Origin of the sequence: Mycolicibacterium rhodesiae, assembly GCF_002086695.1 — a bacterium.
Taxonomy (GTDB): Bacteria; Actinomycetota; Actinomycetes; order Mycobacteriales; family Mycobacteriaceae; genus Mycobacterium; species Mycobacterium rhodesiae.
The window spans coordinates 1-20,456 of the sequence record NZ_MVIH01000029.1; the positions used below are offsets into that span (position 1 = coordinate 1).

The 20,456-nt window shown below is 67.2% G+C and carries 21 protein-coding genes; 11 read left to right on the forward strand and 10 right to left on the reverse strand.

Features of this window, described 5'->3' with window-relative positions:
- The first annotated feature begins 112 nt into the window (after positions 1-112).
- Positions 113-1,471, forward strand: a complete 1,359-nt coding sequence (locus tag BST42_RS27840) for an HNH endonuclease signature motif containing protein (protein WP_083122943.1) — start codon at positions 113-115, stop codon at positions 1,469-1,471.
- Here the strand turns inward: BST42_RS27840 and BST42_RS27845 are convergent.
- The gene (locus BST42_RS27845) at positions 1,468-1,770 is read right to left on the reverse strand and encodes a hypothetical protein (RefSeq protein WP_237159621.1); all 303 of its coding nucleotides are present in this window, start codon (positions 1,768-1,770) and stop codon (positions 1,468-1,470) included. The genes BST42_RS27840 and BST42_RS27845 overlap by 4 nt on opposite strands.
- Positions 1,771-1,859: 89 nt before the next feature.
- Between BST42_RS27845 and BST42_RS27850 the strand changes: the two genes are divergently transcribed.
- Positions 1,860-2,213, forward strand: a complete 354-nt coding sequence (locus BST42_RS27850) for a VOC family protein (protein ID WP_083122945.1) — start codon at positions 1,860-1,862, stop codon at positions 2,211-2,213.
- Here BST42_RS27850 and BST42_RS27855 read toward each other — a convergent pair.
- The 5 genes from BST42_RS27855 to BST42_RS27875 form a co-directional block, all read right to left on the reverse strand.
- On the reverse strand, positions 2,210-3,130 hold the full coding sequence (locus BST42_RS27855; RefSeq protein ID WP_272818754.1) for an esterase family protein: 921 nt from the start codon (positions 3,128-3,130) through the stop codon (positions 2,210-2,212). The two genes, BST42_RS27850 and BST42_RS27855, sit on opposite strands and share 4 nt — an antisense overlap.
- Positions 3,131-3,289: 159 nt before the next feature.
- Positions 3,290-3,757 (reverse strand): DUF4262 domain-containing protein, encoded by a 468-nt coding sequence (locus BST42_RS27860; protein WP_083122946.1) that lies wholly within the window; start codon positions 3,755-3,757, stop codon positions 3,290-3,292.
- 86 nt (positions 3,758-3,843) lie between these two features.
- A complete protein-coding gene (nagA, locus tag BST42_RS27865; protein ID WP_083122947.1) occupies positions 3,844-4,974 on the reverse strand; it encodes an N-acetylglucosamine-6-phosphate deacetylase in 1,131 nt (376 codons plus the stop codon).
- On the reverse strand, positions 4,975-5,760 hold the full coding sequence (gene nagB, locus BST42_RS27870) for a glucosamine-6-phosphate deaminase (RefSeq protein ID WP_083122948.1): 786 nt from the start codon (positions 5,758-5,760) through the stop codon (positions 4,975-4,977). It abuts the gene before it with no gap.
- Between the two features lie 5 nt (positions 5,761-5,765).
- Positions 5,766-6,236: a PTS sugar transporter subunit IIA gene (locus BST42_RS27875; RefSeq protein ID WP_083122949.1), complete on the reverse strand. Its 471-nt coding sequence runs from the start codon at positions 6,234-6,236 to the stop codon at positions 5,766-5,768.
- A 111-nt stretch (positions 6,237-6,347) separates the two neighbouring features.
- On the opposite strand from BST42_RS27875, the gene BST42_RS27880 reads away from it, so the two are divergent.
- From BST42_RS27880 to BST42_RS27890, 3 genes are all read left to right on the forward strand, one after another.
- Complete coding sequence (locus BST42_RS27880) at positions 6,348-7,916, forward strand: PTS transporter subunit EIIC (RefSeq protein ID WP_083122950.1); 1,569 nt, start codon at positions 6,348-6,350, stop codon at positions 7,914-7,916.
- A 190-nt stretch (positions 7,917-8,106) separates the two neighbouring features.
- Positions 8,107-8,577, forward strand: coding sequence for a DUF732 domain-containing protein (locus BST42_RS27885; protein ID WP_083122951.1), 471 nt, complete (start codon positions 8,107-8,109; stop codon positions 8,575-8,577).
- Between the two features lie 97 nt (positions 8,578-8,674).
- The gene (locus BST42_RS27890; RefSeq protein ID WP_237159622.1) at positions 8,675-8,953 is read left to right on the forward strand and encodes a hypothetical protein; all 279 of its coding nucleotides are present in this window, start codon (positions 8,675-8,677) and stop codon (positions 8,951-8,953) included.
- On the opposite strand, the gene BST42_RS27895 is transcribed toward BST42_RS27890, so the two are convergent.
- A complete protein-coding gene (locus BST42_RS27895; RefSeq protein ID WP_083122953.1) occupies positions 8,950-9,564 on the reverse strand; it encodes a TetR/AcrR family transcriptional regulator in 615 nt (204 codons plus the stop codon). The two genes, BST42_RS27890 and BST42_RS27895, sit on opposite strands and share 4 nt — an antisense overlap.
- A 25-nt stretch (positions 9,565-9,589) precedes the next feature.
- Between BST42_RS27895 and BST42_RS27900 the strand changes: the two genes are divergently transcribed.
- From BST42_RS27900 to BST42_RS27910, 3 genes are all read left to right on the forward strand, one after another.
- On the forward strand, positions 9,590-10,351 hold the full coding sequence (locus BST42_RS27900; protein ID WP_083122954.1) for an SDR family NAD(P)-dependent oxidoreductase: 762 nt from the start codon (positions 9,590-9,592) through the stop codon (positions 10,349-10,351).
- A 261-nt stretch (positions 10,352-10,612) separates the two neighbouring features.
- Positions 10,613-11,860, forward strand: a complete 1,248-nt coding sequence (locus tag BST42_RS27905; RefSeq protein ID WP_083122955.1) for an acyltransferase family protein — start codon at positions 10,613-10,615, stop codon at positions 11,858-11,860.
- A gap of 113 nt (positions 11,861-11,973) precedes the next feature.
- Positions 11,974-12,654: an Rv0518 family GDSL lipase gene (locus BST42_RS27910; protein WP_435406076.1), complete on the forward strand. Its 681-nt coding sequence runs from the start codon at positions 11,974-11,976 to the stop codon at positions 12,652-12,654.
- Positions 12,655-12,657: 3 nt separating this feature from the next.
- On the opposite strand, the gene BST42_RS27915 is transcribed toward BST42_RS27910, so the two are convergent.
- On the reverse strand, positions 12,658-12,918 hold the full coding sequence (locus BST42_RS27915; protein WP_083122957.1) for a CDGP domain-containing protein: 261 nt from the start codon (positions 12,916-12,918) through the stop codon (positions 12,658-12,660).
- Positions 12,919-13,046: 128 nt separating this feature from the next.
- Between BST42_RS27915 and BST42_RS27920 the strand changes: the two genes are divergently transcribed.
- Together BST42_RS27920 and BST42_RS27925 are read left to right on the forward strand one after the other, a co-directional pair.
- Entirely contained in the window at positions 13,047-14,660 is a 1,614-nt protein-coding gene (locus BST42_RS27920) for a S53 family peptidase (protein ID WP_083122958.1), read from the forward strand.
- Positions 14,657-15,403, forward strand: coding sequence for a hypothetical protein (locus BST42_RS27925; RefSeq protein WP_083122959.1), 747 nt, complete (start codon positions 14,657-14,659; stop codon positions 15,401-15,403). The genes BST42_RS27920 and BST42_RS27925 overlap by 4 nt, the downstream gene beginning before the upstream one ends.
- Positions 15,404-15,421: 18 nt before the next feature.
- Here the strand turns inward: BST42_RS27925 and BST42_RS27930 are convergent, their stop codons facing one another.
- Both BST42_RS27930 and BST42_RS29770 read right to left on the reverse strand, forming a co-directional pair.
- Positions 15,422-16,312: an aminoglycoside phosphotransferase family protein gene (locus BST42_RS27930; protein WP_083122960.1), complete on the reverse strand. Its 891-nt coding sequence runs from the start codon at positions 16,310-16,312 to the stop codon at positions 15,422-15,424.
- Positions 16,309-16,452: a hypothetical protein gene (locus BST42_RS29770; protein WP_165760947.1), complete on the reverse strand. Its 144-nt coding sequence runs from the start codon at positions 16,450-16,452 to the stop codon at positions 16,309-16,311. Before BST42_RS29770 ends, BST42_RS27930 begins: the two co-directional genes overlap by 4 nt.
- Here BST42_RS29770 and hrpA point away from each other — a divergent pair.
- The gene (gene hrpA / locus BST42_RS27935) at positions 16,445-20,425 is read left to right on the forward strand and encodes an ATP-dependent RNA helicase HrpA (protein WP_083122961.1); all 3,981 of its coding nucleotides are present in this window, start codon (positions 16,445-16,447) and stop codon (positions 20,423-20,425) included. The genes BST42_RS29770 and hrpA overlap by 8 nt on opposite strands.
- The last annotated feature ends 31 nt before the right edge of the window (positions 20,426-20,456 follow it).

The following is a 20,456-nucleotide window of genomic DNA, read 5'->3' on the forward strand; positions in this document are numbered from 1 at the left end:
ATCCACTGGGCCTACGCGCGCATTTTCAATGAGGCAACGAATCCCCATTTCGCGCGCATTTACGACGAGTCAACGCGTCGAATTCGTCGGTGGTGGGTCATAGAATTCGAACATGCTTTCGATCGAGGTGGGTGAGGCGTTCGCCTCGATCAATGCTGGGTTGGCGACGTTGGCGAAGGTGGATCTGGCTGGGTTGTCGGTGATGGAGTTGTTGGAGCTGGCCGCGGAATCCGAGAGGGTGACTCGGTATCACGATGTGGTGCGCTACGACGTCAGTCACGAGGTGCATCGGCGTGAGGTCGGTGAGCTCGGGGGTAAGTCGGGCAAGGTGTTGGCGGATTGGTTGCGGATCACCCCGGCCGAAGCCAAGCGGCGTGCCGAGGCTACTGAGCCGTTGACGCCGCGGACCAGTCTGACCGGTGAGCCGTTGGCGCCGCGCCATCCGGGGACTGCGTGCGCGTGGCGTGACGGCAAGTTGGATGTCGAGCATGTGCGGGTCATTGACAAGTTTCTGGCGGCGTTGCCCTTCGATGTTCCCGACGAGGTCCGCGCGAACGCGGAACTCTTTCTGGCGGAGAAGGCGACACTGATGCGGCCGGATCAGTTGACGCGGGTGGCGCAGCGGCTGGCGTTGGAGATCAATCCCGACGGTCGGTTCTCCGATGAGGACCGGGCTCGCAAGCGTTCGGCGGTGGTGGGTCGTCAACAACCCGACGGCATGACCGAGATCCGCATCCAGGCCACCCCGGAGTTCTGCTCCTATGTCGAGGCGGTGTTCGCCAAATATGCGGCGCCGGGCATGTGCAACCCGGCTGATCAAACCGCGCTCACCGAGGGTGAACCCGCCGCCGAACAAGTACAGGCCGATACTCGCACGATCGGGCAGCGTCAGCATGATGCGTTGATGGCGATGCTGCGTGGCCAGCTCGGGGATCCGAAGCTGGGCCAGCACAACGGCCTACCGGTGACGGTGATCGTCTCCACCACCCTGCAGGAACTGCAGACCAAGACCGGCCATGGCATCACCGGCGGCGGCACCATCATGCCGATCACCGACGTGATTCGGATGGCGCGGCACGCCTACCATTATCTGACGATTTTCGATCGCGTCACCGGTCAAGCGTTGTGGTTGGGTCGCACCAAACGGATCGCCTCGGCTGATCAACGAATTGTGTTGCATGCCAAGGATCGTGGCTGCACCAAACCCGGCTGCACCGTGCCCGGGTACGCGGCCCAGGTCCACCACGCCGCCAAGGATTGGAAACACGGCGGCGCCACCAACATCGACGAACTGGCCTTCGCCTGCCCACCGGACAATCAACTCGTCGAAACCGGCGGCTGGACCACCCGCAAACTACCCAACGGCGATACCGAATGGATCCCACCACCACGCCTACCGATGCTCATCGGTGGGGTCAACACCTACCACCACCCCGAACGATTCCTCCCCAAAAGCGACGAAGGCGGCTAAGCCGGGAAGGTCTCGTCGCTGTCCGCAATCGACGGGTCGGATAGGGACAGTCGGAAGATCAGCGACATCAGCCACAGGATGATCACCGCGGAGATGATGTCGAACCACTGGAACGGGTAGAACGCCCCGTCGATCGAGAGCACGAGGACGACCTCGGTGAATCCGAACACCGCGAGGAATGCACCGATGCGCCACCGCCTCATGCTCCGATGTCGTTGAGTGCGGCGTAGTTCCACTACGAGAGTCAGCAGAAGCACCGGCATCACCTGAGCCAGCGTGGCTGCGGTTCTGCTGTCCACCAAGACTATCGATATAGGGTGCGCCACGCGGCCGACCTCCTGTCGATGAGAGTGTCCCACCGGATCGCGCAGGAGGGTTAGATCGACATATGCGTGTCAACCGAGTCATAGCCGATCTGCAGGTGGCCGACATCGAAGCGGCCAAGGGTTTCTACACCGACTATTTGGGATTGACGACCGAGGAGTTCAACCTCGGCTGGGTGGCCCGGTACACCAACCCAGACACCGGTGCGAACCTGCAGCTGGTCACCACCGATGCAACGGCGCCGGTTGCGCCGGTCATCTCGGTGGCCACCGACGACGTCGACGCCGCCTACGAGCAGGCCCGCGCACGTGGCTACCAGATTGTGCATCCGTTGACGACCGAGTCGTGGGGGGTGCGCCGGTTCTTCGTTCGCGATCCGGACGGCAACGTGATCAACGTTGTGGCGCATCGGGATTAGCCGGTCGGCGTCGCGCCCAGCACCCGTTGCAGATCGCCCTTCATCGCTTGCAGCTGCGCGCCCCAATACCCCCAACTGTGCGTGCCGCTCGGCGGGAAGTTGAAGACCGCGTTGCGGCCGCCGGCGGCCTGGTACTTGCGCTGAAACTCCTTGTTGGTGTTCAACGTGATGTTCTCCAGATACCCGGCAGTGAACAGGCCACCGAACGTCGGGTCGTCGGTGTTGTCGAGTTCTGACGGTGCGCCCGTACCGCAATAAATCCACACCGCGGTGCCGTTGGCGACCAGCCGGGCCACGTTGACCATCGGATCGTTGCGCTGCCAGGCCGGATCGTTGGAGGGCCCCCACATGTCGGTGGAGCGGTACCCGCCGCCGTCCTTCATCGCCAGCCCGATCAGGGTGGGCCACAGGCCGAGTGACGGGTTCAGGAAACCGGACAGCGAGCCCGCGAAGATGAACTGCTGGGGATGCCAGATCGCCAGCGTCAGCGCCGCACTGCCCGACATCGAAAGCCCGACCACCGCATTGTTGATCGGAGTGATCGCCTTGTTGAGGGCCAGCCAGGATGGCAGTTCCTGGGTCAGGAAGGTCTCCCATTTGTACGTCAGCGTCCCGTTGGATCCGGCCGCCGGCTGATACCAGTCGCTGTAGAAGCTCGACTGGCCGCCGACCGGCATCACCAGAGACAGCCCGGACTGGTAGTACCACTCGAACGCGGCGGTGTTGATGTCCCAGCCGTTCTCGTCATCCCGGGCGCGAAGGCCGTCGAGCAGATAGACCGCGTGCGCGCCGCCGCCCTGGAACTGGACCCGGATGGTGCGGCCCATCGCCGGCGACGGCACGTCGAGGGCTTCCACCGGCAACCCGGAGCGGGAGTAGGCCGCCGCGGGTGCGGTCGGGCCTGCCAGGCCGGCCATGCCGGGGACCAGCAGCACCGTCGCGGTGAGGACACCGAGGCGCTGCACCCAGCGGGTCACGCGGTGCACGAGGTTCCTCACGAGCAGCAAGGTAACAATGCGGCCGCCGTTGAGACGGGCTGGCACGCCTGCCGTAATTGCTTTGTGATCGGCGACAATTCACGCGGCGCGGGTCCGCACCCCCAACACCGGTTGCCGGCTTTCCCGATCGCAGAAGTCCGCGGCCCACGGCCACCGGCCGCGCCCATCCGACCAGACCAGCTGCAATGCACGGATCTCCCTGCCGTAGAGGGCGGTCGCGAAACCCATGTGCGCATCCGGATGTTCGACCTCGACGACCTCGAGCATCGGACCGCCGCAGAGGGTGAACTGCTGGCCCGCGGTCAGCTCCGCTCCCCGGACCACGAGCTCGGCCGACTTGCTCAGCAGGCGCGCGGCCCGCTGCGGTGACACGTTCGTCATCAGCAGTTCGGGGACGTCGTAGTCGCTCAAACCGACCGTGTAGGCGAACGGCATGCGCGGCGACTCGACGTACTGCACTGCCCACCCACGCCGCAGGATCTTGGCGCGGACCTCGTCGAGATAATCGGCGACGGTGTTGTCCGGGTGGTCGCACAACCAGCACATTGCTGGGCCCCTTTCGTCAGTTCGACGGCGTAGGAGACACGATGCACCCCGGGTACGACAAAAACTCGAACAGACGTTCGTCGTGCTCAGCGCGGAACCCACGTACCGCCGCACAGCACGTCGGTGACTGCGAGGTCGGCATCCAGCGCGACCAGGTCGGCGCGTGCGCCCGCGACCAGTTCGGGACACGGAAGTCCCAGTGCGCGAGCTGGATTCAGCGACGACTGGCGCACCGCGAGGAGCAGCGCCTCGTCGCGGGGCAGCCCGCTGTTGGCGACGGCGAACGTGAACACCCGGTCCATCGTCGCGGTGCTGCCCGCGATCGTCGCCGTCCCGGCCAGCCGGGCCACCCCGTCGGCCACCTCGACGTCCATTCGGCCGATCTGGTACCGGCCGTCGCTCACCCCGGCTGCGGCCATCGCGTCGGTGACGAGCGACAGCCGGTCGGGACCGGCCGCACGGACCACATGCCGGTACAGCGCGGCGTCGACGTGCACTCCGTCGGCGATCAACTCCACCGTCACCCGGGGGTCTTCGAGTAGCGCGATCACCGGGCCCGGCTCCCGGTGGTGGATCGGGCGCATCGCGTTGAACAGATGCGTGCCCACCGTGGCACCGGCACTGATCGCCGCACGGGTCTGCTCGTAGGTCGCCTCCGTGTGTCCGACCGCGGCGACCGCGCCTGCGGTGACGATCCGCTCGATCGCGGCCGACGCACCCGGACGCTCCGGTGCGAGCGTGATCATCCGGATGGCTCCGGCGCCGACCTGCAGCAGCGTGTCGACTTCGGCGGTGTCCGGATCACGAAGCAGGACCGGATCGTGCGCACCGCAGCGCTGGACGGACAGCCACGGGCCTTCCAGGTGAATCCCGGCGAGCACGCCGTCGCGCACATGGCCGGCCAGCACCTCGACCTGGTGCAGCAGTTCGGCAGGTCCGGCCGACACCAGTGAGGCGATCAGGGTGGTGGTGCCGTGCCTGCGGTGAAGTTCCACAGCGGTCGCCGTGTCATCCGTCGTCGCCACCGAGAAGTCGGAGCCGCCGCCGCCGTGGACGTGGGTGTCGACGAAACCGGGCACCACTGTGTCCAGTTCGCGGTCGGCGGCTCGCGGCGGCGAGCCCGCACCGAGTGCCAGCACCGATGCGCCGGACACCTCAATCCAGGCTGGCCGCAACAACTCTCGGCCGGTCAGCAAGGTCGCAGCGGCGATCAGCACTCAGATGCCCTGCCATGACGGCTTGGACAGGTAGGTCTCGCGGTAGTAGTCGGCCAGGCGCAGCCGCCGGGCTGCGCCGCCGTCGAGGAGGACGGTCACATGCGGGTGGTGCTGCAGGATGGTGGCCGGCCACATCGCGCTCACCGGTCCCTCCACGAGCTGATGCACCGCCTCGGCCTTGCTCCGGCCGAGGGCCACCAGGACGATATGACGGGCCGCCATGATCGTGCCCAACCCCTGGGTGAGGCAGTGCGTCGGGACCCGGTCGACGTCGTCGCCGAAGAAGCGGGCGTTGTCGATTCGAGTTTGGCGCGTCAGCGTTTTGATCCGGGTGCGCGACGCCAGCGACGACCCGGGCTCGTTGAAGCCGATGTGGCCGTCGGTGCCGATGCCCAGGATCTGCAGGTCGATGCCGCCGGCTGCGGCGATGGCCGCCTCGTACTGGGCACACGCCGCCGGAATGTCTTCGGCCAGCCCGTCGGGACCGGCCACCGCGCCCGGCGCGAAATCCACGCGTGAGACGAACACCGTGTCGATGACGGTGCGATAGCGCTCGGGATGGTCGGCCGGCAACCCGACGTACTCGTCGAGGGTGAAGCCGCAGGCGTGCCGAAACGAGATGCGCCCCGCGTCGCACCGGGCGGCCAGCTCGTCGTAGATCGTCAGCGGGGACGAGCCGGTGGCCAGTCCCAGCACCGCGGTCGGTTTGCGGGCGAGCAGCTCCTGAACGGCATCGGCGGCAAGGGCGCCGATCTGCGCGGCGTCGGGGAGGATGACGACTTCCATCAGACCTACTTATTGGCAGTGAAAAGTAGTGATCCTGCGGCGATTTCGGCACCGTTGGCGACGTCGTCGCCCACCGCGACGTTTCCCGGCTCGCGTTCGTCCATCACGACGACCGGAACGATCGGGTTCAGCCCGGCCGCCACCACCGATGGAACGTCATAGGTGATGATCGTCTGGCCGGCGGTCACGGTGTCGCCCTCGCTGACGTGGGCGCTGAATCCCGCCCCCTGCAACGCGACTGTATCGAGCCCGAGATGAACCAGCACTCCGACATTCTCGCTCGTCATGATGATGTAGGCGTGCGGCATCAGCTTCAGGACGCGTCCGCTGACCGGTGCCACCGCATTGATCACTTCGCGTGGCGGATCGACCGCGGCGCCGTAGCCCACCATGCCTTGGGCGAAAACGGGATCGGGTACGTCGCCGAGCGCGACGGCACGCCCGGAGACCGGCGCGTGGACGGACGTTGTGCTCATTGTCGAAGACAATAGAGAGTCGACCCACGTAGCCGCGGCGGAAACAACGCCTCACCTCCGGTGATTTGTCTAAGCTTCGGCTGTGCTGCGACAACGGGAGGCCGGCCGGTCATGAGTGAAACCACCAAAGACTCAGGCGCACAGCAAAAGTCGGGAATGCACATACCAGGCTTCGCGCAGCTGCAACGGCTCGGTAAGAGCCTGATGCTCCCGATCGCCGTGCTTCCGGCGGCAGGCATCCTGCTGCGGCTCGGTCAGGACGACCTGCTTGGCCGGATCAAGGCGCCGGTGATCGGCCCGTTCTTCCAGGCGATGAGCGCGGCGGGCGGAGCGCTGTTCAACAATCTAGCGTTGTTGTTCGCCGTCGGCGTCGCGATCGGGTTCGCCCGCAAGGCCGACGGTTCCACCGCGCTCTCGGCGGTGGTCGGCTACCTGGTGATGCAGGCGGTCTTCAAGACGATGTCGCCGTTCGTGCTTGCGGGGCAACTCGACAAGGCCGGCGACCAGGCGCAGATCAACTACAGCGTGTTCGGCGGAATCGTGGTCGGGCTGCTCACCGCGTGGCTGTTCGACCGGTACCACACCATCGCGTTGCCGCCGTACCTCGGCTTCTTCGGTGGCAGGCGCTTCGTCCCCATCGTCGTGTCGCTGGCGAGTCTCGTGGTGTCGTTCGCGATGAGCTACTTCTATCCGATCTTCGACGCGGGCCTCACCGGACTGGGCCATTTCATCGGCGGTGCCGGCGCACTCGGGGCGTTCGTCTACGGCTTCGCCAACCGCATGCTGATTCCGTTGGGCCTGCACCACATCCTGAACTCGTACGTGTGGTTCATCTACGGCAGCTACCCGAGCGGTGACGGTCATGTGGTCACCGGCGAACTCAGCCGGTTCGCCGCGGGCGACCCCAGCGCCGGACTGCTCACGTCGGGCTTCTACCCGATCCTGATGTTCGGCCTGCCCGGCGCGGCGTTGGCGATGATCCACGTGGCGAACAAGAAACAACGCAAGGTCGCGTTCGGCATTCTGTCCGCCGCCGCGCTCACCGCGTTCCTCACCGGTGTCACCGAACCGCTGGAGTTCGCTTTCATGTTCGTGGCATTCCCGCTCTACATCGTGCACGCGGTGCTGACCGGGCTTTCGCTGGCCATCGCCTACCTGCTCGACATCCACCTGGGCTTCTCGTTCTCGGCCGGGCTGATCGATCTGCTGCTCTACGGCACCGCACCGGCGGCCAAGAACATTCCGCTGCTGATCGTCATGGGCCTGGTCTTCTTCGCGGTGTACTACCTGCTGTTCCGGTTCGCGATCACCCGATGGAACATGCGCACGCCCGGCCGTGAACCCGATGCCGAGTTCGACGCCGAGGAGCGGGCGAACCTGGGCGAGGGCGCCGAGTCGGCAACCGCGGTGGAGGCCGCGGGCCCGGTGAAGACCGCTCCCGCGATCACGGACAGCAGGGCTGAACAGCTGATCGCGGCCTTCGGCGGGCGAGAGAACCTGCGCAGTGTCGACGCGTGCATCACCCGACTGCGGATGGAGGTCGTGGACGCAGCCAGAGTCGACCAGAACCGGCTGAAAAGCCTGGGTGCCGCCGGTGTGATCGAGGTGGGCAACAGCGTTCAGGCCGTTTTCGGGACCCAGGCCGAGGTGCTGAAGAACAAGATCAACGACGCGCTGTGACGGCCGAGCGGGCAGTATCGCTGAAACGGGGAAGTGTCGCACCCGCAGCGCATAGATCGCGTAGAGGAAACGCATAGGCTTCGAACCTTTACGGTTCCGTGCCCAAAGTGTGACCTGAGTAGACCACTGTTACCGAAGTGACATCAGTGGCTCTTGCTGTGAGCCGATCGAGCCAGAGTTGGGGACCCACATGACCGTGCACATTTTCGATCGTGAATCGACCGGCGGCACCTCCTTTGCACTGCGATCGCTGATCGCCATGACAGGTGCATTTCTCGCCGCCGGAGCGTGGCCGGTGCCCGCCCATGCGGACACGGCCGGCGTCAGCAATCTGCTCAACTCCACCGGTATCAGTCAGCTGATCGAGCAGATCGGCCAACAGATCTGTCCGATGCTGGTCAAGCCGGGTAGCAGCCTGGTCTCCAATGCCACCACAGCCAGCGGGCACGGCGGTCTTGCCTCCCAGGTGACCGGGTTCGTGGCCGAGCAGGCCATCCGGTCCCAGTGTCCGGCGGTGATGACCGAGCTCGCCAATGGGAACTTTGCGCCGCTGATGCAGATGCTCAGCACCGCCAACCAGGCGTCGGGCGCACTCAATACCCTCAACGGCGTGAGCGTGCCGTCGGTGCCGTTGCCGGCTGCCGGCGTGCTCAGCCCGTAGCGGCGCCCCTGGCAAACGCTAACGAATCTGGCTGCGCCGTCGATATCGTGGTTAAGTGATTGGACCCGAGGCCTGCTCGAGGCGGAATCAGGTGACTGTGAAACGACTTCTCATCGGCGCGTGTGCGGCGGCGCTCACGTCGGGATCGCTGGTGCTTGCCGCACCGGCGTCCGCCGACTGCCCGAATGGGACGGTCCAGAGCCGGTTCCCCGGGGTGTGTACGTCCGGCCCGTCCGGCGGCCAGGTCCCGCAGGCGATCGGCCCGGACAACGTGACCACCAATATCCAGCCCAATCAGATCCCCACGATGAACGGCATCCCCTGCAACCTGTGGCACTCGGTCACGTGCTGGGCGATGGCGCAGAACGGCGGCTAGATCTGCGCCGTCACGCTGCGCAGCCAGTCGATTCCCTGGTCCAGGGCGGCTTCCAGGTAACTCAGGTCGCCGGTCGCGAGCATGATGCCGACCCCGCCCTGGATGCCGGCCAGCAACGCTGCCGCGGCTCGCTCGGCGTTCACCGAATCGGCCACCTTGCCCTGTTCCTGCATCGACCGGATGCCGGCCGCAATCGCGCCGCTCCACGCGACGATGAGCTCGGCTGTGACAGCCTCGGCCCCCGGGGTGGTGCGCCCGATCTCCGACATCAGCACCGCGATCGGGCAGTTCTGGCCCTGCTTGCGGTAGCGGTCGACCACGGAATCCCGCCACCGATGCCACGCCGCCCAGGACGTCAGCGCGCCGAGATGAGGCTGCTGGTCGTCGAGCACCATCTGGGACTCGAGCGCCGCGACCGCCAGCAGCAGCTGCTCCTTGCCGCCGGGGAAGTAGTGGAAGAGCTGGCTTTTGGAGGTGCGAGTGCGCGCCATGACGTCTTCGAGGGTGGTCAGCGCGACGCCGCGGGCGCGAATCTCGGCGGCGGCTCCCTCGATGATCCGCTGCCGCGTGGCCCGGCCCTTCGGCGTCAGATTTTGGACTTGCAGGTCCATTTTTAGAGGCGAAGCATATGGACTCATGAGTCCAAAAGATACCCGGTTGGCCGGGCGCAGAGCACTTGTCACCGGTTCAACAGGCGGCCTCGGGGTCGCCATCGCAAAGGCACTGGCCGCTGAGGGGGCGTTCGTGGTGGTGAGCGGGCGGGACAGCACCCGCGGCGACGCCGTCGTCACCGATATTCGTTCGGCAGGCGGGGACGCCGCCTTCGTCGCCGCCGATCTGGGAGCCGGGGGTGCCGCCGCCCGCCATCTGGCCGACGCCGCCACCGATGCGGCAGGCGGCATCGACATCCTGGTGAACAATGCGGCCACCTTGCTGATGCCCACCCCGACCGCCGAGATCACCGAGCAGGAGCTGCGAGATGTGTTCGGCGTCAACGTGTTTGCGCCATTCCTGCTGACCGGTGTGCTGGCACCGTCCATGGTTGCCCAGGGTGGCGGCGCGATCGTCAACATCGGCTCGATCACAGGGCTGCGCGGATCCAGCGGGTCGGCCGTCTACTGCGCCAACAAAGCCGCGATCCATTCGTTCACCCAGTCCTGGGCCGACGAGTACGGCCCGCACGGTGTTCGGGTCAACGCCGTGGCCCCCGGCCCGATCGGCACCGAACGGCAAGCCGAGTTCGCCGACCACATCGCGCCGACGCTGAGTCGCCTGCCGTCGCGGCGGGTCAGTACCCCAGAGGAGGTCGCGGCCGCGGTCGTGTTCCTGGCCGGTGACGACGCCGCCAACATCCACGGAGCAGTCCTCAGCGTCGACGGTGGCTGGGCGGCAACCTGATTCGAGGGTGGGCGGCAAGGAACCCCGAATTGGGTCGGGAAATCCGTCGTCAACGCCGGTGCCGACCCGCGCGGTGTCGCCTCGATCACACCCCAGCAAACTGCTGGGCAGGGCGGTGTCCAGCAACCCCACAGCGTTGCAAGGCCGGGTCGGCGACCGCCGCGCTGATAGGCTCCCAGGTGAAATCGCGGGGGCGGCGGGGTCCGACCCGTCTGACGAGGTGGCGTCGAAACGTAAAGCAAGAGTCGGATTGGGTTCGGAATGGGTTCTGTGCGAACCGGAGAAATCAAGGCGCTGACCGGTCTTCGCATCGTCGCCGCCCTATGGGTGGTGCTGTTCCACTTCCGGCCGCTGATCTGGGAAGCGTCACCGCGACTCAAGGACGACCTCGCGCCTCTGCTCAACGCCGGCGCCCAAGGCGTCGACCTGTTCTTCATCCTCAGCGGATTCGTGCTGACGTGGAACTACCTGGACCGGATGGGATCGCATTTCTCCGGGCGGGCCACCCTGCACTTCCTCTGGCTGCGGCTGTCCCGGGTCTGGCCGGTCTACCTGGTGACCATGCACCTCGCCGCCGCGTGGATCATCTTCACGCTGCACTTCGGCGTCACACCGTCGGCGGATGTCGAGAAGCTCACCGCAATCAGCTATGTGCGTCAGCTGTTCATGGTCCAGCTCTGGTTCGAACCGTTCTTCGACGGCACCAGCTGGGACGGCCCGGCCTGGTCGATCAGCGCGGAATGGCTGGCCTACCTGCTCTTCGGCGGGATCATCCTGGTGATCTTCCGGATGGCGCGGGTGACCCGGGCGCGCACGCTGCTCTTCCTTGCCTTCGTCGCCGCGCTGCCGCCCACCCTGCTGTTGCTGGCCAGCGGCCACTTCTACACACCGTGGAGCTGGCTGCCCCGGATCGTGGCTCAGTTCCTGGCCGGCGCGCTGGCCTGCGCGGCGGTGCGACGGCTGCAGATCGGGCGGCGCGGCCAGCACATCTCGGGCATTGTCGCGGTACTGCTGACCGCCGCCATGGTCGGCATTCTGTACTACTACGACGCCAACCCGGTGGCCGGGATGATCGACCCCGGCGGCCTGGTCGACGTGTTGTTCATGCCGCTGGTCGTCACGCTGGCGATCGGCGTCGGAACGCTGCCTGCGCTGCTGTCCACTCGGCTGCTGGTGTATGGGGGCCAGATCTCGTTCAGCCTCTACATGGTTCACGAGATCGTGCACACCTCGTGGAACTGGGCGGTGCAGGAGTACCAGATCGACCTGCCGAAATCGGTGCAGAAGATCGTCGTCGTCGGACTGATCCTCGCCGCGGTGGCCGGCGCGATGGCGCTCTATCACGGTGTCGAGGAACCGGCGCGGCGCTGGATGCGCAGGATGGTCGACTTCCGTGACGTCAAGCACGACAAGCACACCGGCCCGCCGGGGGCCGAGAGTGGCCGGCTGGCGTCCATCGACCACGCCCGCGATACCCACCCTCCGCAGACCTCGGCGCGGGCCGGGTAGTAACGAAGCCAGCGTCGGTGTGCGACAACACCTTCGGAGGCAGTAGGCTGCCTGCGTCGGGCACGAGATTCAGTGGGGTGTCATTGATCCGCAAGCAAGGGCTTGTGCGCGTCATCACGACCGGCCTGTCGGCCGTCGCGGTGCTCGCCGCCGTCGTCGGCTACACCCGCCCGGCCGTCACCTACGAATTGGCCAATCGCGGTTCGGGTTTCAGCCGGATCGCGGTGATCGGCGATTCGTACACCACCGGCACCGACGAGGGCGGCCAGGGGCCGCAGTCGTGGACATCGCGGGCCTGGCTGTTGCTGGCCGGTCAAGGCGCCAGGATCGACCCCGACGTGGCCGCCGAGGGCGGTGCCGGCTACGGGATCCGCGGCAACCACGGCAACCTGTTCGAGGACCTCACCGTGCGGGCCGTCGACCGCGACGACTCGCTGGTGGTGTTCTTCGGATCCCGCAACGACCAGCCCGTCGACATGCAGAAGTACCCGGTACTGGTCGGGGAGACCTTCCAGATCGTCCGCCGGGCGGCGCCCAAGGCCAAGCTCCTGGTGATCGGCCCGCCGTGGCCGACGGCCGACCCGCCGGGCGAGGTGCTGGCCCAGCGCGACATCCTGCGCGCCCAGGCCAGAGCCGTCGGAGCGGTCTTCATCGACCCCATCGCCGAAGGCTGGTTCGTCGGCCACCCCGAACTGATCGGTCCCGACGGCGTGCACCCCACCGACGCGGGACACGCCTACATGGCCGAGAAGATCGCGCCGCTCATCCGGAGCCAGCTGGCCATCCCGCTGTGAGGATCAGGGCCCGATCCAGGGCTGACTGTTGCCCAGGTTGTTCGCGTCCACCTGGTAGCACTGCTGCGGGGTGTTGAACCCGAACGCGCCTCCGGTCTCGCAGCGCTGAAAGAACCCGTTCGCATCGATCGGGCCGTCGCAGCGCTGGCCGCCGCCCCACGGTGTCCAGAGTCCCTGGCATCCCGCGCTCGCTGCGGGCGCGCCGATGATGCCGATACCGATGGCGGTGATCGTGCAGACCACCACTGAACCGAGTTTCTTCACCGTCCACCTCCTCGACGACAAACCTCAAGTGAAGTTCGGATACCCGGTTCATCGCGGTGGCCGGCGAGATCGTTATCCCATCGCGTCCTCCGCGGTGCGGCAGGCCTCAGTGTGGGATCGTTTCGGTGATGCTGAGACGCTTGTGGGAACGGCGTCGGCGGGGGCGACCGCTGACCCCGTTTCTGGCGACGCTGGCGGTCGTCATGGTGGTCTCCGCCGGAGACCGCCCGACGCCGCCGCTGCCCTACAACCTGATCGCCGGGCCCTTCGCCCGGCTGCTGGGTCAGGCCGCCGATCTCGGCCCAGCGCGCACCCAGCGGGTCCAGTTGACCGTCGAACTGCGGGAGGCCGCCCGGCCTACGGCGCTGACCGCGTGGGCCGACTCCCACGGATTGTCGGTGGGCTGGCGCGACGGCGATGCCTGGGCCGTCGTGGAGGGCACCCCGCGAGCGATCGCGCGCGCATTCGACGTGGCCGTGCACGACTACCGACGCAGCAACGGGGTGGTGTTCTACGCCTCGCCCCAGCAGCCCGTCGTCCCGCAGCAGCTGAGCAGCGAAGTGACCGAGCTGGGCCGGATTCTCGGATACACGCCGTCACACGAAGGCGTTCCGCCGACCCCGCCGCTCGACGTCCCCAATGCGGGGCTCGCGCCGACCGAGTTGCTCACCGCCTACAACGTCAACCCGCTGACGTCGGCGGGGTACACCGGAAAGGGTCAGACGGTCGTCGTCTTCACCTTCGACGGCGTCGACCAACGCGACCTGGACAAGTTCTCCGAATGGTTCTCGCTGCCGAAGTTCAGCCTCGAGGTGATGGGTGGGATGCCGCCCGAACGGCGCGGTGAGGCGAGCATGGACGTCCAGTTCGTCCACGCGATCGCGCCCTCGGCACGGATCGTTTTGGTCAACGCCCGGCCCACCGCCGAAGGTGACGCGACGTACGTCAAGCTCGGCAAGTTGATGGAGGAGGTCGACCGGACCTATCCGGGGGCGGTGTGGAGCTTCTCGATCGGCTGGGGTTGTGATCGACTGCTCTCCCGCGCCGACCTGGCACCGGTGCGCTCGGCGCTGGCCCGTGCCCAGCGCAACGGGACGACGGCCTTCGTCGCCAGTGGAGATCTGGCCGGTCTGGAATGCAAGGGCGGCAAAACCTGGTCCGATCCGCCGAGCCCCGACGACTACGGAGTCGACGTGATGGCCTCGCTGCCGGAGGTGACCGGTGTCGGAGGCACGACGCTGTCCACCGATTCGCAAGGCCAATGGCTGGCCGAACAAGGGTGGTACGACGTCCCGTTGACCCAGGGCAGCGGGGGCGGCGCGTCGGTCTTGTTCGCCCGCCCGTCGTGGCAGGACACCGGAACCCGGGCCGGCCCGCACGACAAGCGGCTGGTGCCCGACATCGCCGCGGTCGCCGACCCGTTCACCGGCGTCAAGTTCGTGTTCAACGGTCAGATCCTGGTCGGCGGTGGCACCTCGCAGGCGGCACCGATCTGGGCCGGGATCGCCGCGGTGATGAACCAGTTCCTGACCGCACGCGGCCTGGAACAGCTCGGCGACTTCAACCCGCTGCTCTACGACATCGCCGCGGGCGCCGAGGTACCCGCCTTCCGGGACATCTATCTCGGTGCCAACGCGGTGACGCCCGTCATGGTCGGCTACGACATGATCACCGGGCTGGGAACACCGAACGTCGACAACCTGATCAAGGCCCTTCTCGTCCTGAAGTCGTTGCGCCGATGAGTGACCTGAGCGCGGACTCCGATGCCGCCGACTCGTTCACCGGCTACGCGGTACCCGCGGGCAACTACCGGGCACGCCGACAGCGCGGCCCGGGCTACTTCGTGACCATCGGACTCTGGGTCATCGTCCTCGTCACGGCGATGATGGCGCTGAGCGTCCTGGCCACCCGCATCAAACCTACCGTGACCACCTATCACTGCCCGCCCGACTGCGGCAGCCCGCCGACGGGGCTGCCGGTGGCCATCAACCCCCGCTACTTCGCCCCCGACGGATCGTTCTCGGTGTCCTATCCGTCGCCGGGAACCGCCTACGACGTGACCATCGAACCCAACGGGGTGCGCGCGGAACTGACCGTCGGCGACGGCGGGACGTTGCGGTTGTTCAGCGAACCGGCGAACGGCCGCGACGCACGCCAGGTGGCCGACGACCAGCTGCGCCAGATCTTCCCCGACGCGGTGACGTCCTACGAGCTGCCCAACGCGATCCTCGGGTACGAGCCGGGCTACGGCGAGGTCGCCGACGACTGGCCGAAAGGCACCGCGGTCGACTCCCGCCACCAGCGCATCATCATCATCGTCGCGATCAAGAACGACCTCGCTCTGGTCGCCGGCGCGGTGGGGCCGTTCCACCAGTTCGGGCCCGACGACGGGCCGGGTCCGCCCTCGCCGGCGAACCTCGACATCGCCAAGGACATGGGCAAATACGTGAACAGCTTCATGTGGCGCGGCGACCCGCCGAGATAGTTTCTCTCACTTCGTATCTCAGTCCTGCACGGCCTTTGCGACGGCAATGCATCTGGTCAGCCAGCCCGGCTGTTGCGCTCCGGAATCCTGTATCGCCCACATGGCATTGAGCACCGCCCGCACCACCACCCAGGCCCGCGCCCGATCCTCGTCGAACCCCGCCGCGTCGATCAGCGTGTAGAACCGCCGGCGCACGCGAAGGCGGACGTCACCGGCCAACTCGTCGAACCGGTTCCACAACATCGGGCCGACCTCGTAGTGCGGATCGCCGTTGACCGGTTTGGGGTCGATCACCAGCCAGGGCCGACGCCGCCCGGCGAGCACGTTCGCGTAATGCAGATCGCAATGCAGGACCCGCGCCGTCGCCGCGGCGTCGGCGGTCAAGTCCGCGCACTGGCTCAGCGCCTGTTGCACCAGCCGGTGCGGGATCGGCGCGCCACGCGGCAGCTGGGCCAGGTCGGCGGTCCACCGGTCGAGGTAGAACGTCAGCGGTCGTAGTTGCGGCAACGCCGGGACATGGAGGTGTCGATACAGATCCGCGACGATTCGGCAGGCCTTGACGTCGTCGACTGTCGTCAGGTCCTCGCCGAGTCGTTCCAGCAGGATGGCCCGCCGGTGCGGGTCGGCGCTGAGTAGCCGGACGGCACCCTCGCCGCCCCAGCGGCGCAGCGCCAGGTGCTCGTGTTCGGACTCGTCGTCGGGGAAGCCGAGTTTGAGGATCGCGGCGGTGCCATCGGCCGTGCGGACCGGCAGCACCAGTGCGCAATAGCCGTGGGTGGCGAAACCGTCCGGACGAAGCTGCCACTGCGCGACGACGTCACGGGTGAGTCGGGGTAGTGCGTCGACCCACCTCGCCCACTGCGGGCCGCGATCGGCCATCGCCCGCACCCCGGCGGGCAGATCGCTCACGCCCCGGGTTCATCCGGGTGCTCGCCGGTCGGCTCGCGTGGCGGGGCCGGTTTGTTCAGCCAGTCCTTCAGCCGGAACAACTGGCTGGCCACGATTCCCAGGCCCACCAGCAGCAGACCCAAGACGATCCAAATGGTCATTGCCGTCGAGCCTACGCACACGCCGGCGCCTCCGGCGGCGCTCGCCGCTATTGTGGCGCCAGTGTCCGAGGTCTCCGCCCAGCAGGTGCGTCAGCTGCGCGCCCGCCTCGATGGCGTGTCGTTTCGTGATGCAGCCCGGTTGGGGCGGCGGCTGAAATCGCTGCGCGGCGAGGTGTCGGCGGAAACCCTGAGGAAGCTCGCCGACCAGATCGGAGCCGCCGAGGCGTTGGTCGCCACCCGTCAAGCCGCGGTTCCGGTCATCACCTACCCGGACCTGCCGGTCAGCGACCGCCGGGACGAGATCGCCCGCGCCATCACCGACCACCAGGTCGTCGTGGTGGCCGGTGAGACAGGGTCGGGCAAGACCACCCAGCTGCCCAAGATCTGCCTGGAGCTCGGCCGGGGGATCCGTGGAACCATCGGCCACACCCAGCCGCGTCGGCTCGCCGCGCGCACGGTGGCTCAGCGTATCGCCGACGAAGTCGGCACCCCGCTGGGCGAGACGATCGGGTACACCGTCCGCTTCACCGACCAGGCCAGCGACCGCACCCTGGTCAAACTGATGACCGACGGAATCCTGCTCGCCGAGATCCAGCGCGACCGGCGGCTGCTGCGCTACGACACCCTCATCCTCGATGAGGCGCACGAACGCAGCCTCAACATCGACTTCCTGCTGGGCTACCTTCGCGAACTACTGCCGCGCAGGCCCGATCTCAAGGTGATCGTCACGTCGGCGACAATCGAGCCGGAACGGTTCGCCGCGCACTTCGATGGCGCGCCGATCGTCGAGGTGTCCGGCCGTACCTACCCGATGGAGATCCGCTATCGGCCGCTGGAAGTGACTGTGCAGGTTGATGATTCGGACGATCCGGACGATCCCGACCATGAGATCGTGCGCACCGAGATTCGTGATCAGACCGAGGCGATCGTCGACGCGGTTCGCGAGTTGGAGGCGGAGCCGCCCGGCGATGTGTTGGTGTTTCTGTCCGGGGAGCGAGAGATCCGAGACACTGCCGAGGCGCTACGCGACCTGAAGAACACCGAGGTGTTGCCCCTGTATGCCCGGCTGCCGACCGCCGAGCAACAGCGGGTGTTTCAGCCGGCGCGGACCGCCAGGCGAATAGTGTTGGCCACCAACGTCGCCGAGACATCGCTCACCGTGCCGGGTGTCCGATACGTGATCGACCCCGGCACCGCACGGATCTCCCGATACAGCAGGCGCACCAAGGTGCAGCGGTTGCCGATCGAACCGATCTCCCAGGCCTCGGCCGCGCAACGGGCCGGGCGGTCCGGTCGCACCGCGCCCGGGGTGTGCATCCGGCTGTACTCCGAAGAGGATTTCGCGGGCCGGCCGCGCTACACCGACCCGGAGATCTTGCGTACCAACCTCGCTGCGGTGATCCTGCAGATGGCGGCGCTGCAACTCGGTGAGATCGAGAGCTTCCCATTTCTGGATCCGCCCGAGCAGCGCAGCATCCGTGACGGCGTGCAGCTGCTACAAGAGCTCGGCGCGTTCGACGCCGCCGGCGCCATCACCGATGTGGGTCGCAGGCTGGCGCAGTTGCCGGTCGATCCGCGACTCGCGCGGATGATCGTGCAGGCCGACACCGAGGGATGCGTGCGTGAGGTGCTGGTGCTGGCCGCGGCGCTGTCGATTCCCGACCCGCGCGAGCGGCCCGCCGAGCGCGAAGAGGCGGCCAGGCAGAAACACGCCCGATTCGCCGACGAACACTCGGACTTCGTGTCTTTCCTGAACCTTTGGCAGTATCTGCGCGACGAGCGGAAGGCACGTTCCGGCAGCGCATTCCGGCGGATGTGCCGCGAGGAGTTCCTGCACTACCTGCGGATCCGCGAGTGGCAGGACCTGACCGGTCAGTTACGCAGCATCGCCCGTGACATCGGCATTCGGGAGTCCGACGACCCCGATCCGGCCGATCCGGCGCGTGTACACGCCGCCCTCGTCGCCGGGTTACTCTCGCACATCGGTCTGCGGGAAGGGGATTCGCGGGAATACACCGGGGCGCGCAACACCCGGTTCGTGCTGGCGCCGGGATCGGTGTTGACCAAGCGCCCGCCACGCTGGCTCGTGGTGGCCGACCTGGTGGAGACCAGTCGGCTGTACGGACGCATCGCGGCCCGCGTCGAACCCGAGATGGTCGAGCGGGTGGCCGGGCACCTGGTGCAACGCACCTACAGCGAACCGCACTGGGACGCCAAGCGCGGCGCGGTGATGGCTTTCGAACGAGTCACGCTCTACGGGCTTCCACTCGTGGCACGCCGACGGGTGGGGTATGCCGCCATCGATCCCGTCGTGTCGCGCGAACTGTTCATCCAGCACGCGCTGGTGCAGGGGGAGTGGCAGACCCGCCACCACTTCGCCGCCGACAATGCGCGGCTGCGAACCGAATTGGCCGAACTGGAGGAGCGCGCCCGCCGCCGCGACATGCTCGTCGGTGACGATGAGATCTACGCCTGGTTCGACAGCAGGGTTCCGCCGCAGGTGGTCTCAGCACGCCATTTCGACGGCTGGTGGAAGAAGCAGCGGCATCGCACCCCGGATCTGCTGACGTTCACCCGCGACGACCTGTTGCGTGTCGACGACGAGGACGCCGAACGGCCGGACAACTGGCAGACCGGCGACTTGTCCCTACCGCTGACCTACCGGTTCGAGCCCGGCGCCGCCGACGACGGGGTGACTGTGCACATCCCGGTCGAAGTGCTGGCTCGGCTCGGCGGTGACGAATTCGGTTGGCAGGTACCGGCACTGCGCGAGGAACTGGTGACCGCGCTGATCCGGTCATTGCCGAAAGACCTGCGGCGCAACTTTGTTCCCGCCCCGGACACCGCGCGGGCGGTGCTGGCCGGTATTCAGATCGGAGGCGAACCGCTTCTGGAGGCTCTGCAGCGTGAACTGCACCGGCGCAGCGGCATTCTCGTGCCGATCACAGCGTTCGATCTGGAGAAGCTGCCGGCTTACCTGCGGGTGACCTTCGCCGTCGAGGGGCCGGACGGCACCGAGGTGGCTCGCGGCAAGGACCTCGATGCGCTCCAGCGCAAGCTCGCAGGCTCGGCCCGCAAGGCGGTGGCCGATGCAGTGGCCAGCGATCTGGAACGACAAGGGCTGCGGGCCTGGCCGGACGACCTCGATGAGTTGCCCCGCACCGTCGAACGCACCGTAGGAGGCCACATCGTCCGTGGTTATCCGGCGTTGGTCGACGCCGGCAAGAGCGTCGACGTTAGGGTTTTCGCCACCGACGCCGAACGCGACGCCGCGATGCGGGCAGGCACCAGGCGGCTGCTGCGCTTGGCGGTGCCGTCTCCGGTGAAAGCGGTGGAGAAAGGACTGGACCCGCGCACCCGGCTGGTGTTGGGCGCCAACCCCGATGGGTCGCTGACCGCGCTCCTCGACGACTGTGCCGACGCCGCCGTCGATGTTCTGGCTGTCAAACCGGTATGGACGAGAGCACATTTCGCGGCGCTGCGGGACCAAGTAGCGGAGGCACTGCCGTCGACCACGAAGGAAGTCGTGACCCGGGTGCAGAAGGTGCTGGCCGCGTTGCAGGAGGTGAATCTCGCCCTTCCCGACAATCCGCCGGCCGCGCAAGCCGACGCCGTTGCCGACATCCGCGCGCAACTCGCCGGGTTGGTCGCCACGCCCTTCGTCACCAGCACCGGGGCTGCGCGCCTAGCCGATCTGACCCGCTATCTGACGGCGATCGTCGGCCGCCTCGACCGGCTGGCCCAGGCGCCACAGGCCGACCGTGAGCGGATGGACCGTGTGCACGCTGTCGAAGACGCGTATGCCGAACTGCTGCATGCGCTCTCGCCCACCCGCGCAGCCGGCGCCGACGTTCGCGAGATCGGGTGGCAGATCCAGGAGTTGCGGGTCAGCCTCTGGGCCCAGCAGCTGGGCACCCCCCGGCCGGTCAGTGAACAACGGATCTACCGCGCGATCGACGCGATTCTGGCATGACAACGAAAGAGGGGCACCCTGTTCGGGTGCC

What these genes read in the sequence shown, in the direction of transcription:
- BST42_RS27840 (WP_083122943.1), top strand. Translation starts at nt 113, where the DNA reads ATGCTTTCGATCGAGGTGGGTGAGGCGTTCGCCTCGATCAATGCTGGG.
- BST42_RS27850 (WP_083122945.1), top strand. Translation starts at nt 1,860, where the DNA reads ATGCGTGTCAACCGAGTCATAGCCGATCTGCAGGTGGCCGACATCGAA.
- BST42_RS27855 (WP_272818754.1), bottom strand. Translation starts at nt 3,130, where the DNA reads ATGGCCGGCCTGGCAGGCCCGACCGCACCCGCGGCGGCCTACTCCCGC.
- BST42_RS27860 (WP_083122946.1), bottom strand. Translation starts at nt 3,757, where the DNA reads ATGTGCTGGTTGTGCGACCACCCGGACAACACCGTCGCCGATTATCTC.
- nagB (WP_083122948.1), bottom strand. Translation starts at nt 5,760, where the DNA reads ATGGAAGTCGTCATCCTCCCCGACGCCGCGCAGATCGGCGCCCTTGCC.
- BST42_RS27875 (WP_083122949.1), bottom strand. Translation starts at nt 6,236, where the DNA reads ATGAGCACAACGTCCGTCCACGCGCCGGTCTCCGGGCGTGCCGTCGCG.
- BST42_RS27880 (WP_083122950.1), top strand. Translation starts at nt 6,348, where the DNA reads ATGAGTGAAACCACCAAAGACTCAGGCGCACAGCAAAAGTCGGGAATG.
- BST42_RS27885 (WP_083122951.1), top strand. Translation starts at nt 8,107, where the DNA reads ATGACCGTGCACATTTTCGATCGTGAATCGACCGGCGGCACCTCCTTT.
- BST42_RS27895 (WP_083122953.1), bottom strand. Translation starts at nt 9,564, where the DNA reads ATGGACCTGCAAGTCCAAAATCTGACGCCGAAGGGCCGGGCCACGCGG.
- BST42_RS27900 (WP_083122954.1), top strand. Translation starts at nt 9,590, where the DNA reads ATGAGTCCAAAAGATACCCGGTTGGCCGGGCGCAGAGCACTTGTCACC.
- BST42_RS27905 (WP_083122955.1), top strand. Translation starts at nt 10,613, where the DNA reads ATGGGTTCTGTGCGAACCGGAGAAATCAAGGCGCTGACCGGTCTTCGC.
- BST42_RS27920 (WP_083122958.1), top strand. Translation starts at nt 13,047, where the DNA reads ATGCTGAGACGCTTGTGGGAACGGCGTCGGCGGGGGCGACCGCTGACC.
- BST42_RS27925 (WP_083122959.1), top strand. Translation starts at nt 14,657, where the DNA reads ATGAGTGACCTGAGCGCGGACTCCGATGCCGCCGACTCGTTCACCGGC.
- hrpA (WP_083122961.1), top strand. Translation starts at nt 16,445, where the DNA reads ATGGTCATTGCCGTCGAGCCTACGCACACGCCGGCGCCTCCGGCGGCG.
- BST42_RS29770 (WP_165760947.1), bottom strand. Translation starts at nt 16,452, where the DNA reads ATGACCATTTGGATCGTCTTGGGTCTGCTGCTGGTGGGCCTGGGAATC.